The following is a 13,159-nucleotide window of genomic DNA, read 5'->3' as shown; positions in this document are numbered from 1 at the left end:
TCAAATGAGTGATAATACTCATGTTGTTAAATGGGTTTGGGAGGTTTTGAAATGGTCTCTGTAACGAATAGAATAACGCAAGTAAAACAGCCTAGAGGTGGGTATATAAAGCCAAAAGATTTTAAGCTCGTTGAACTAAATGACAGCAAAGAATTGTTTCCTGATGAAAATACGCACAGTACTCTTGTCGGTTTGGCTGTTGATTATCTGACTAGATTTACTATGGGAACACCTGCTAAAGAAGCATTCCAAATTTCAATCCTCGGTTCCGTGCTTGTTCATGAGAATGATCATGCAATGGAGCTTGTAGATGCTGTTATTGGACTTGACGATAACTCTATTATCAATGCCTGCAAGTTAACTGGATTCGATGTAGCTCGCAGAGCGGGTGTTGCAGCTTATAAATCTGTTGAGACTATTCTTCCTGATCATGAAACCATTTCAAACATAAGGATTATGGTTGAGAGAAGTATTACTTTTCTAGAAGAGTTTGGCCCTGTAGTTAAAGATGGATTTACTTTTGAGGGTGGATACACCCAGATAGTTTCCAGTGGAGATGGTGATTTTTTAACGCAATCCACTCTTTGGGATTTTAAAGTTTCGAAAAAGGAACCCACTAATAAACATACCTTGCAACTCCTAATGTACTATTTAATGGGCTCACACTCTATACACGAAGAATTTCAAAGTGTAGATAAATTGGGGATTTTTAACCCCAGATTAAATAAGGTCTACTTATTGAACATTAATGAAATTCCGTCCGTGGTCATCACTCAAGTGGCTAATGATGTTATTGGGTATTAAACTGAATAACAAATACTAACATCTAGAAAGAAGGAAGAAAATTGAATATGGCTAAATTATTTATTGGCAGCTTCAACTTAGGTGATCAACTGGATAAAAATTATTATCGGATAGATACACTAGATGAAAATTTTCGAGATAAGCATTTTGGAGGGTTGGCTGTAGGGGATTATGTATTACCAATGCAGAAGGGCATGGTTTCTAAACTGTTCAAGTTTACAGGATTTGAAACCATAAATAATAACATTGAAGCAAAATTTGATGTTATCAAAAATTATGAGAAAGAAATATCCTTCTCAAAATTATGCTTTTGTAAATATTTTGAACCCGATTTAGTGCTCATGAATAAAGCCACCAAGGCAACAAAAGGTGTAGGTTTCCATGCACTGAAAATGTCTGATGATTCCCCACCCTATGATAAAATCGATTTTTTCAAAGATGTAAGGCGATATTTTATATGCAAGGAAGAAAAGCTTTCGGACACAGACTACTTCAAACAAGCGGATATATGTGTTGTTATCTCAGATGAAGAAAAAGATAGTATCATTGATATCGTTGAATTCAGTGGACACGAATTCAATCGGCAAGAAACTTTCTGGGAGTTGTTTAATGAAAAAGTGCAGCAAAGCAAAGAACAGTATTCTTTAGGAGAATTATTAACGTATGCTGATGCTAAAAATGATAACGCTCCATCGAAAAAAAAGTATTTACAATCCGTGCTGAAAGCGCTTAGTGAGGAATCTGTTTTTTCAGTAGATAAAATTGTAGCACTTTATGATAATGTCATTGTTGGACGAAAAAGAACACCCGCACCGAAGAAGTCTGTTATTGATCCTCCAATTGACGAAGATGATAACGATATAATTGATGCAACCATCGAGAATCAATCCGTTTATGAACAATACGCGAGCCTTATGGATTTTAATCCGAACATCATCCTTTACGGACCACCAGGAACCGGAAAGACCTTCGGAGCCATGAAAATAATTGAAGCATTTGAAAAGCTTTCAGGTAATACATCCTCATTCCAAGATGTAATTGATGAAGAAAGAGCGAAATTCATCACGTTTCATCAGGCGTTTTCTTATGAAGAATTTGTTGAAGGTATAAGGCCTAGAATCGATGAAGCAGGGAACATATCTTATCCAGTTGAACCTGGTGTTCTGAAAGAAATAGCCGATACTTGCAGAATTCAGAATAAGAAAAAAGATATACAAAATGATGCTCTTTCCAATACAACACAAAATAGCCGTGTTTGGAAAGTCTCACTTGGAAGAAGAAATTTAGATGAGCATATTTTTAAAGTATTGAGGGATGGAAACGAAATCGCTATTGGATATGGGCCGGATGAAGATATAAAAGAATGGGATGACAGCAAAATTGATGGCAGCGATCATTCAGGTCTTTTAAAGGTATTGCACTCCAAGGTTGAGATTGGCGATATCGTATTAATTTTTGACAGCATACGCACTATTAGATTAATTGGAGTAGTGACTAGTGATTACTTTTATACTGATAAAGATAGTTTTGGCTATCGACACCGTCGAAAAGTACAATGGCTCATGAATTGTGAAGAAGCTCCTATTAACATCCTTCCGCTAAATCAGGGTAAACAACTAACGCTTTCCTCGATTTATGAACTGAAAGTGCCGGTTTCGGATGCAGTTGCTCTGATTGACACCGAGGAAAATAAGGATTCCCCTATGAAACCGTACTACTTGATCATCGATGAAATAAATAGAGGGAATATTGCCAAAATATTCGGAGAATTGATAACATTAATAGAAAAAGATAAACGCGAGATTCTGTCCTGTACACTTCCTTATTCAAGAGCCCAATTAACATTGCCGAAAAATCTTTATATTATTGGAACAATGAATACCAGCGACCGTTCAATTGCCTTATTGGATACCGCGTTACGGCGTAGATTTGCATTCATCGAAATAAATCCAGATGTTTCGTTGATTGAAAAACAGCACCCAACACTTGGGGGTCATGTTTCGCCGTCTCTATTATTACAGGAGCTTAATAATCGCATCGCAATTAAAATTGATAGGGACCACCGTATTGGGCACAGCTATTTCCTAGGAGAGGATCTTGTCACTAAGAATGACCTCTTTAACCTTTGGTATTACAAGGTTCTCCCGTTGTTGATGGAGTACTTCTATAATGATATAAAACAAGTAAGCACCATTGTGGGATCTATATTTTTTGATGAAAAGACAGGCGAAGTGGTTCATTTGAATTTAAAGGCAGATGAGAATGGCATCTCTGATTTCGAACAGGCTCTAATCGCTATCTACGAAAGAGGAGAATAGTATGTCTCAGACAGTCATCACTGTTTATGAGGACAGAAAAAAACATGTCCCACTTACCCATTCACAAAAAGCTGATATTCTTTCTTTTAGAACAATAATTGGAGCGAATCACATCCATCTGGACTACGATGGTACTTTACAGGTAATGAAATATGTAGGATTCATATCGAAAGGGAATACGCGTTTACAGATATTACCTAAAATATATGAAAAAGTATTTTCTCATGAAACCGATGTGCAGCGAGAATCCATGCGTGTAATGCAAAATTTGCTGCGGGTATCAGAATTCAATAAAATACTTCAACTCCCAGACCAGGCAAGTTCTGCTGAGCAAATGGATTTAATGGAGTTATTCATCGGGATTTTTTCTGAAAAAATAATTAGCTTATATTCTCGTCAGATGTACCGCGAATACATTGATATCGAGGAGAACAGTTCTTTTATTAAAGGTCGAATTCAATTCTCTGAAAATATCAGGCAAAATCCTGTAAGAATGGATAAGCATGTCGTGAAATATCAAAACTATGAACAGGATAACGCGCTCAATAATATAGTCAAAACGATGGTGATAAGGCTGCTTAGGTTGACACAAGATTCCAACATCAAGAAGAGCCTTAAAAAGGCTCTACTGTTCTTTGATGATGCAAGTGAAGTTTCGTTATCCATAGAATTATTTGATTCAGTCAAATTTACACGGTTAAATATGCAGTTCAAACCTGTATTTGAAATGGCGAAGATGTTCTTCCTTAACCTTTCTCCTGAGAGTTATGCCGGAGATGAGACCATTTTCTCTTTTTTGGTTCCTTTGAATGAATTATTTGAGTACTATCTCTATAAAGTATTTTCTGCTTTAGGAAATGAGTTTTACGCTAAATATCAAAATCGTCATCGTTTTGTATTTTCTCCGCGGGGGGATGATATATATATTAGGCCAGACATACTTGTTGAAAAGAGCAATCAGTTGGTTCTAATTGCAGATGCAAAATACAAAAATCCAAATTACGAAAACGGGCGATACACAAAAATAAATCAAAGTGATATTTATCAAGTTTTTGCATATGCCCGGGCTTATGGAATCAACAAAGTAGCGTTGATTTATCCGTTATTTGATGACCATCAAACACCTCCGCAATATTCGACGCTTAAGGACAGTTATGGTGATATTGAATTAACCGTTGTATGCATAGATGTCAAAAATCCGGAAATCAGCGATCAGAGCAAGTACTTAAGGACCCTATTAATCCCAAGCAATTCATAGCAACTGGTTATGTTGTGCTAATTTAAAATATTATCGCTCAACATCGAACCGGATATTTGCATTCTGGGCGTTATGAAGTCTGCCAAATCAATGAAATCTAAAAGGGGGATGCAAATTGTGATTGCTGAAATAAAGGGGAAGCTGAGTCAAACAGGCCATAATTTGAATGACAGGTTAGAAGATAATCTAACCGGGAATTTTTTTGGAACATTAAGGTACATCCCATTTGATTTAGCTTTGCGAAAGATATTATCAGGTGGAGTGTATCCAAGCAAAACAGGCGATTTAATTGGAAAAATTAGCACTGACTTTTGGCGCGATAAAATTGAATTTTGGCCATACGATAAAGAAGGCGAAATTGATGCTTTACTGCATTTTGACGATACGATAATCGGTATTGAAGTAAAGTATGCAAGCGGACTATCATCTGATGACGATATAGATAACTCTGCTAATATAGACGAGCAATCCATAGAAGAAGAACAAAGCAGAAATCAGCTTTCACGAGAGTCCAGGATCGTTTCAAGACATGGTGCAGGTAAAATAAAAATTTTACTTTTCATAGCAAATAGCGACTCCTGCCGCGCTGTTTTTGATGATGTATTAAATCGCAAGATTATCAGTAATGATGTCAAACTGGCGTACATTTCCTGGCAAAGCATTTTGGTGGAACTGGAAAAATTGAAACTCGATAATCGATATTACCAAGTTATTATCGACGATTTAATTTCCTTGTTGAAGAAAAAAGGATTCGAAAGTTTCAAAGACATGAATGTACATTTTGCTGTGGATATTGATCAAACAAATTTTTATTCATTCGGTGCAACAGATTCTTTAGCTTTTAACTTTAAAACGTATAGTACGATTGAGGGGGACTTATACTATGAATTCAGTTGAAGAAAATATTCGGAATGCCTTTATTGCAGTGCATAAGACTTATGAAAATGTTGATAAGCTGATGGAATATAGCAGGACCATTGCGAATGAGAAAACAAACTACAAAACTGCCAATGGAAAGTTTTTAAGGTGGCGATCGGATAACGAAATTTCCGGTTGGTGTATTGATGATTTTATCCTTTTATTCCAAAGAGAGACGGATAAAAAGTTAAACAATGAGTGGCGTGATGGACCAATATATGTCATGGAAATCATGTTGAGCAATGATAAAGAACTGGAACAAATGCCCACTGTTTACTTGTCAAAGTTCGAGTATGAAGATATCTCCTCATGGTATAAGGGGTGTTCGCCATCAAACCATTGGCGATTTTATCACCCTTTAAGAAACGCGGATAATATGGTAATCCAAATGAATGGAGTAGAAATATCCCAAGCAATTCCCAAAACCAAAGAAATAGCAGACCAATACTACTGGGGAGTCAAAAAGGTGAGTTTTGTACACTTACCCCTAGTGGAAATAAACGCTGAAAATGTGGAAGAGAAAATATTTGGTAACTTTGAGAAATTGCATCTCTCCAAGTAAAATAGCCAGGATCAACGTCAAAAGTTAAAGTTACCATAACCAAATGTGATTAAATGCCTCTATTTAATAAATCAAATAAATAAACTGTTAGAAAAGTAGAGTCATCATCCGACGAAGGTGATGGCTCTTTTATTCGGCTGGGTGTATATCTAGTCCAACCGTTAAGAGCTTAAACTTCTTTTTTGAGTTGCTAGTAAAGTCGTATTTTCTCTAAGGGAATCTAAACATCCAAATGAAATATTTGCAGTTACTATTTACAAGTACCAAGGATGGCTTATTAAGAACATTGTTTTTCGGCCCTCACTTAAAGCATGTCTGCTGTATTTTTCTAATCAAAGCCAGAGGACAGGGAAGGGAAATTTTTCTTAAATACAATGAAATCATGTCATGCTTAGAGGAACAACCTTATTCTATTTCGCTCCCGTAGATTCGGCAGAAAGTGCTAGGAGCTAAAATAAGATTGAATAAATAATGGAATATTGAGATAATGAAAAAAGACAATCAAGTGATATTGCGTGCCGGAGGAGCAGGGATAGGATGAAAAGAGCACCAGCTGAATTATACACAACTGTAATGAATGAAGTGACCTTTTTGATAGCTTCACTTGGTGAAAAAACTGATGATAAAGAAGTTTTAGAACAGCAAAACCAAGCAAAGAAGAAATTGAATGGGGTATATAAGGAATTACAATTATCTCTCGAACACCTCGAAAAAAATGCTGAGTGGGATGTATTTACGATAGCATTTTACGGAGAAACCAACGCTGGGAAATCTACGCTAATTGAAACATTGAGAATATTGCTATCTGAACCCACCAAGTTAGCAGAGCGAAAAAAGTACTTTAGTTCCTCTCGAGCTATATACCACAGTGAGAACATACTCAGACAATTCGAAGAAGACTTGAATCAAGCTAATATTAGCTTTGAAAAAAATGTTGGACAAATTAATGAAAAACTGGAAAACGCAGCTTTTGAAATAAGAAAGTTAATTGCGGAAAGTGAATTGGAACATTGGAAAGTAGACATCTTGGACCTTTTGATTTTTAAAAAGCGTCGCTCTAGTTTGTATAACTTTATGATGAGTTTCTTTAATACTATGTATGAACAGAAGGAAATGATCCAAGCTAAAGAGCGAATAGTACAACTCGAAACAGAAATATCTATCACGAATCAAGCACTCGATCTGTCACGACAAGAATTAAACGAAATAAACGAAAAATGGCAAAAAAAAATTGCAGTAGTTTCTTTGGAAATATCAGAATTACAGAAGGTATTATCAAACGAAAATAGTGAAATTCTGAAATATACTGATGGCAAAATTATTGGTGATGGTCGCTCTGATTACACACAAACTGTTGGCGAATACAAATTTAGCTATGAGAGTCAGAATTTTGCAATTCTTGATTTACCAGGGATTGAAGGTAGAGAAGAAATTGTCATAAATGAAATTAATGATGCAGTTGAACAAGCGCATGCAGTTTTTTATATTAGCGGGAAATCGGCACCACCGCAAAACGGTGACGAAAAGTCAGAAGGGACTATCGAAAAAATTAAGCGTAATCTTTCTCAGCATACAGAGGTCTATTTTATTTATAATAAGCGTGTCAAGAATCCAAGACAACTCAAGAAAGTATTGATTAGTGAAGATGAGAAATTAGCTTTAAAGGATGTTGACGACGTTCTAAAAAAGGTTCTGCCAGATCAATATGAGGGGCATAAAGTTCTTAGCGCTTACCCAGCGCTATTATCAGTTGGGAATTTTTGGAAAGACAAATTTTGTAAGAATCAAGAAAAGTTTATTGAGCAGTTTGGATCGACTGTGAATATTCTAGAAGACAGTAGTGTTAAAGATTTTAGTGACTGGTTAAGAACCACGCTTGTAGATGAGAGCAAATCAAAAATAATCAAATCGAATTATCGAAAAATATCTGTGGTGATCGGTCATACACAAGAGAATATTTCAGAAATTCAAAAACAATTCAATAGCCTCGAAAAGGAACTTAAGCTAAATAAAAAATACACAGACCGAAAATTGGATGAAGAGTCTGAGATGCTTGTACAAAAATTGGACAATGAAGCATCTAGGATAATTGGAAATTTCAAGAATAGGTTAAGGAAAAAAATGTATGCCGAAATCGATAAGGAAATCGACAGAGACTCATTTAAAGCCATTTTTGTGAAAGAGAGCGATATTGCAATAGAAATAACCCGGCAGCAGCTCGAAGAGGAAATGAAATTTATCTTAAATGAATTTGAAGAGGAAATAAATGAAATTGTCAGCAAAAATGAGAGGTATACCGCTGAGCTACTGCAATCTTTTGAGGGTTCTGAACATTTTGATTTTGAGTTCGAACCAATTTTCAATATAAAAAGTAGTGGCAGCATTGCTGGTACAATTGCATCCCTTGTAACAGGAGTAACGGGAGTTATATTGTCTCTTACGAATCCAATTGGTTGGTTTATAGTGGCCTTGGCAGTAGGTGGAATGATAATAAGTGTTGGTAAAAATATTTTAAGTTTCTTCAATCATGGGTATCGTAGTTCACAGCAGAAAAAATCAACTGATGAAAACATTGAAAAAATGGCTAGTCAATTATCAGAAAGTGTACGCAAAAATATTAAAAAAACTAATGATCCTTTAATGGGAGGGATCGAGGAAGTTAAAGATAATTTGATTTTTAAGATCAAGTATGTAAATAGCATGAACCAAGTATTCCAAGAAGCAGAAAGAAAGCTAAAGATATTATCATGGGAAATAGAGCAAGAGGGGATGGACGGATCAAATGGAAACAATTGAAGTCTTTAAAAAACAACAAGCACAAACGATTGAGGTATTAAACCGATTGCTAAATTTTTTAAGGGAGGCTGAACAGTTTGGTATTACCATTGATCCGAAATTTATGAATAAAGTGGAGATTGCGATTAATCAAAAAGAGGAAGAAAAACTGAAAATTGCACTTGTGGGTGGCTTTTCTGAGGGGAAAACATCTATCGTTGCAGCATGGGCAGAAAAATATGATAAGGATAAAATGAAAATCAGCCAAGCTGAATCTTCTGATGAAGTGGTGATTTTTAATTTTGATGATTTTGAATTAATCGATACACCTGGGCTTTTTGGATTTAAAGAGACGTCGAATAAAGAAAAATACATGGACATCACAAAAAAATATATAAGTGAAGCGAATTTACTTCTATATGTCATGAACCCAAATAATCCGATAAAAGAAAGTCATAAAGATGAATTGATTTGGTTATTCAAAGATTTGAATCTACTTTCCCGAACCGTATTCGTATTGAGCCGTTTCGATGAAGAAGTTGATATTGAAGATGAGTCTGAGTACGAAGAGGGACTGCGCGTTAAGAGGGAAAACATTCTTGCCCGTCTTATTGACTTTGGAATTATATATTCATCTGAAGAATTAAGTATTGTGGCAGTTTCAGCTAATCCCTTTGAACAAGGTGTCGATTATTGGCTGCAACATATGGAAGAGTTTAAGAAAATCTCACATATAGGTGATCTTCAACATGCTACAACTGAAAAAATCGAAAAAGCAGGGAGCACAGGGGCCTTAGTTTTAGAATCTCAACGAAGCATTATCCGAGACATCTTAGGGAGAGAATTGCCATCAGCAGAACAAAGGGTACAGGAAGCAACAGTGGAGTTCCAGAAGTTCAGAGAGGCATGTGAAGATATTCAAGCAGATATTGATAAGACCGACCGCAAAATCAGCAATGCAAGAATAACTCTGCGGGAATTCATTACGGATTTATTTACTGACTTGATTCTCCAAGTTGAGGGAACGGATATGGAGACTATTGGCGCTTTTTTTCAAAGAAACATTGGTGATGAAGGGATTGTACTTGAAACGAGAATCAAAAATGAGTTTGAACGCCAATTAGGAAGCATGGAGCATGAAATTAAAAAGATGGAGACGAGTTACAATGCGAGTTTTGAGCACTACAACAGTATAGTAGGAGAGTTTGCTAAAAGTGGGATTAAAGCTGGTGGTCAGTTCATGAAAAAAGGAGGTTTAACACTAACCAACAAAGGAATATTAGCTGCAAGAGATTTTATTATGCCTTCATTTAAATTTAAACCATGGCAGGCAGTAAAAATTGCCAACGGTGCAAATACATTTTTTGCTGTGGCCGGAGCTGGATTAGGAATTGCTATTGAACTTTGGGATAGCTGGAGTAAGCTAAAACAACAGGAGGAATTCGCTCGGGGTATTACTAAATGGGTTGAGAGTTTTAATAAACAAAGAAAAGAGTATTTAGAATTTATTGATGATCAAAACACTTTCATTACCCAGTTTTTCCCAAGTTATAACGAATTGCAGGATAGGATTCAGATGATGAAGAGCGAAATGATAGTGAAGGAAAAATTTCAGTCAGACTTTCGGAAATGGCGTGATGATGGGGATATTATTGAGGCAGATTTTGAAGTGATTTCATAGACGAGGATTAAAATGATCAACACCAATCTTTCAATTCTCGCCATTCGTTTTAAAGGTTGTACTAAAGCTTGGGAACAGCGTGAGTTAGGAGAAATTTATACAGAGAGGAATGAACGAGGGAATGATTCGTTAAAGATCCTTTCCGTTTCCATCCATCATGGTGTTTCAAACGAAGAATTAGGCAATAATACTTTAGGGAAAAAAGTGCGAAGAAGCGAAGATAAGACTTTATATAAACATGTTTATTTTGGTGATCTTGTTCTAAACATGATGCGTGCGTGGCAAGGTGCAATCGGAGTCTCAAAGTCAGAAGCGATGGTTAGTCCGGCTTATATAACTGCTATTCCCAGTGCGCAGTTATACCCTTTATTTATGGATTGTTATTTACGTACAGATAAAATGATTGGTCAAATGAACAATCTTTCTTATGGAGTCACCGACTTCAGAAAAAGACTATATTGGGACTCGTTTATAAAAGTTGAATGTTATATACCTACTGTGTTTGAGCAGGAGAGAATTACATCATTCTTCAACCATTTCGACAGGCGTATCGACCTTCATAAGCAACAACTGGATAACTTCACAGAATTCAAGAAAGTTATACTACTTAAGATTTTTAATCGAGAATTACGCTTCAAAGACGATGGTGGAAAAGATTTTCCAGAGTGGGATGAAATTTGTCTCGGAATGGTAGGTTCATTGCTCAATGGATATGCATTTAAAAGTAATGAATATTCTTCAGATGGAAAATACAAAGTAGTAACTATTTCAAATGTAACTGGAAAACGTTATGCTGATACATCAAAAACAAACAGGATGAATTCCTTACCTTTAAATATTCAAGAACATCAAATGCTTGAGAAAGGAGATATATTAATTTCCTTAACTGGTAATGTTGTTAGAGTTTCTATGGTTAATGATGAGAACTGTGTATTGAACCAAAGAGTAGGTCTTTTGAAATTGGAAAGTGAAAGAGTGAATCATGAATATATTTATCAGTATTTGAAGAATGGTATTTTCGAAGCGAAAATGATTCAATCTGGTCAAGGGGCTGCCCAAGCAAATATTTCAAAAGGGAATATTGAGGAGTATGATTTATTATTGCCATGTAAAAAGGAACAACTAAAAATTTCTAAATTGTTATTTGAACTGGAGGAAAAGACTTTAACGATAGAAATGAAAATATTAAAATTGAGAGAACTGAAAAAAGGACTTATACAACAGACATTAGTATAGCGCTAGAGACATCTATATTAATCAACTATTGATACAATAAAATTCTATTTCTGCAATAGTAAACACACTATCATTTAATAGTGATTTAATGATTGCAAATGAATATTAGGAGAGCGTAGATGAAATATCAAATCAAGGATACACCATATTTTGTGCTTACAGAAGAAAAACCTATTTATCAGGGTGGTATTGGGAAAATCTACAATTGTAGTGTTGTGGATGAGAGTGGGAGTATAGTTCAAAATAATTTAGTATTGAAGAAGATTGGTAATGAGGAAGACTTTAAGCAATATCACAGATTTGATAGAGAAATGAGATATCTTCAGAAACTGAATCATAAAAATATATTAAAGCCCGTGTATTGTGATTTTGATGAATATTTCATTATTATGGATAGGTACCCTAATAATTTGGAAGATTATATAAAAAATCAAGAAAACAGTTTCGATGATTGCATTAACATATTTTCACAAATATTAGATGGGGTGGGGTTCTACATTTCGGAGGGTTATCTTCATAGAGATTTAAAGCCACAAAATATTTTGTTAGATTCTGAAAGTAATGTTAAAATTACAGATTTTGGAATATCTTCTAGGTTATTTAGAGAAGGAACGATTAACTTAACCGTACTAAGTGGTGGTGCAGGAACGTACTATTTTTGTGCTCCAGAACAATGGAAAGATTTAAAAAATGCTGACGAAAGGTCAGAAATATTTAGTTTAGGACGAATCTTATATGTGCTATTCACTAAGGATTTTAGTTATTATGAAATGACTAAAGTGGGTGAAATAAGTCCTCAAATTAGAAGAATAATAAAAAAAGCTACTGAATTCAATCCAGAAAAACGATACCAAACAATAGGTGGATTTGCGAGTGATTTTGATTTGCTCAAGGAACCAACTCCAAGTTTTAACGTTAAAGATTACAAACTGGATAAAGTTATCCAATTAATTTCAGAAAATCGTATTAGCGATATCAATTTTGAGGATGAGTTAGGTTTTATTCTAAATACGACTTATGAGGATAAGGTTGATTTAATGATAAAGCTTGATGTAAATTTGCACAAGAATATATGGGATAATCACACCGTTTTTTATACCGAATTTATCAGCAATATTTGTGATGATATCGAAACCCGAGGGTACCCTTTTAGTTATGTTGACTCTATTGTTTCATCAACGGTCTTGTTACTTAGGGGATTAAACGGAATTTTAGATATCGAATTACAATTACGAATAATTAAATCTAGTGCGAGAGTAGCAGTTTATCATAATAGATTTTGGGCGATGGGACATGTTGGCAACTATATTTCAGAAATAGATGATCCATTTCTGAAAAAATTACTACAGGATGATGATGGAATTCATTTTAAAGATGACTTAGAAATAATCTCGAATTATGAAGATAGCGATGTACTGCAAGAGATTATAGGGTAATACTTTTTGTGGGTCACAAAAGATAAATCATCAACAAATATCATTCACCTATGCTACGAACATGCATATCGTCTGAGCGGGTATTTACCGTTAAAATACTAAAAAGCGAAAATCTTGATTTTCGCTTTTTTATTTACCCCTAAACCCAATGTTCCACCACCCCCTTATGGT

General features: G+C 35.1%; 9 protein-coding genes. All 9 read left to right on the top strand.

Annotated features, from left to right (window positions below; translation table 11 throughout):
• Window positions 1-51: 51 nt before the first annotated feature.
• The 9 genes from C7R73_RS05710 (at window position 52) to C7R73_RS05670 (ending at window position 12,988) form a co-directional block, all read left to right on the top strand.
• Window positions 52-804 carry a hypothetical protein gene (locus tag C7R73_RS05710; protein WP_106449559.1) on the top strand — a complete coding sequence of 251 codons (753 nt, stop codon included), beginning with the start codon at window positions 52-54 and terminating at the stop codon, window positions 802-804.
• Between the two features lie 47 nt (window positions 805-851).
• Window positions 852-3,122: an AAA family ATPase gene (locus C7R73_RS05705; protein ID WP_106449558.1), complete on the top strand. Its 2,271-nt coding sequence runs from the start codon at window positions 852-854 to the stop codon at window positions 3,120-3,122.
• 1 nt (window position 3,123) lies between these two features.
• Window positions 3,124-4,380, top strand: a complete 1,257-nt coding sequence (locus C7R73_RS05700; protein WP_106449557.1) for an McrC family protein — start codon at window positions 3,124-3,126, stop codon at window positions 4,378-4,380.
• Window positions 4,381-4,497: 117 nt separating this feature from the next.
• Window positions 4,498-5,277 (top strand): hypothetical protein, encoded by a 780-nt coding sequence (locus C7R73_RS05695; RefSeq protein ID WP_106449556.1) that lies wholly within the window; start codon window positions 4,498-4,500, stop codon window positions 5,275-5,277.
• Window positions 5,264-5,860, top strand: coding sequence for a hypothetical protein (locus C7R73_RS05690; RefSeq protein ID WP_106449555.1), 597 nt, complete (start codon window positions 5,264-5,266; stop codon window positions 5,858-5,860). The genes C7R73_RS05695 and C7R73_RS05690 overlap by 14 nt, the downstream gene beginning before the upstream one ends.
• A 537-nt stretch (window positions 5,861-6,397) precedes the next feature.
• A complete protein-coding gene (locus C7R73_RS05685; protein ID WP_106449554.1) occupies window positions 6,398-8,656 on the top strand; it encodes a hypothetical protein in 2,259 nt (752 codons plus the stop codon).
• Window positions 8,643-10,316: a LeoA/HP0731 family dynamin-like GTPase gene (locus tag C7R73_RS05680; protein ID WP_106449553.1), complete on the top strand. Its 1,674-nt coding sequence runs from the start codon at window positions 8,643-8,645 to the stop codon at window positions 10,314-10,316. The genes C7R73_RS05685 and C7R73_RS05680 overlap by 14 nt, the downstream gene beginning before the upstream one ends.
• A gap of 12 nt (window positions 10,317-10,328) precedes the next feature.
• Window positions 10,329-11,552, top strand: coding sequence for a restriction endonuclease subunit S (locus C7R73_RS05675; protein ID WP_106449552.1), 1,224 nt, complete (start codon window positions 10,329-10,331; stop codon window positions 11,550-11,552).
• A gap of 119 nt (window positions 11,553-11,671) precedes the next feature.
• Window positions 11,672-12,988, top strand: a complete 1,317-nt coding sequence (locus C7R73_RS05670) for a serine/threonine-protein kinase (protein ID WP_106449551.1) — start codon at window positions 11,672-11,674, stop codon at window positions 12,986-12,988.
• Window positions 12,989-13,159 lie beyond the last annotated feature (171 nt).

It is taken from the genome of Trichococcus alkaliphilus, assembly GCF_003008695.1.
Classification (GTDB): domain Bacteria; phylum Bacillota; class Bacilli; order Lactobacillales; family Aerococcaceae; genus Trichococcus; species Trichococcus alkaliphilus.
The sequence above is the reverse complement of the archived record's forward strand: the minus strand, read 5'-3'. Positions and strand labels throughout refer to the sequence as shown.

Excerpts from the sequence above, each read along its gene's own strand:
- C7R73_RS05710 (WP_106449559.1), top strand. The coding sequence starts at position 52 with ATGGTCTCTGTAACGAATAGAATAACGCAAGTAAAACAGCCTAGAGGT.
- C7R73_RS05705 (WP_106449558.1), top strand. The coding sequence starts at position 852 with ATGGCTAAATTATTTATTGGCAGCTTCAACTTAGGTGATCAACTGGAT.
- C7R73_RS05700 (WP_106449557.1), top strand. The coding sequence starts at position 3,124 with ATGTCTCAGACAGTCATCACTGTTTATGAGGACAGAAAAAAACATGTC.
- C7R73_RS05690 (WP_106449555.1), top strand. The coding sequence starts at position 5,264 with ATGAATTCAGTTGAAGAAAATATTCGGAATGCCTTTATTGCAGTGCAT.
- C7R73_RS05685 (WP_106449554.1), top strand. The coding sequence starts at position 6,398 with ATGAAAAGAGCACCAGCTGAATTATACACAACTGTAATGAATGAAGTG.
- C7R73_RS05680 (WP_106449553.1), top strand. The coding sequence starts at position 8,643 with ATGGAAACAATTGAAGTCTTTAAAAAACAACAAGCACAAACGATTGAG.
- C7R73_RS05675 (WP_106449552.1), top strand. The coding sequence starts at position 10,329 with ATGATCAACACCAATCTTTCAATTCTCGCCATTCGTTTTAAAGGTTGT.
- C7R73_RS05670 (WP_106449551.1), top strand. The coding sequence starts at position 11,672 with ATGAAATATCAAATCAAGGATACACCATATTTTGTGCTTACAGAAGAA.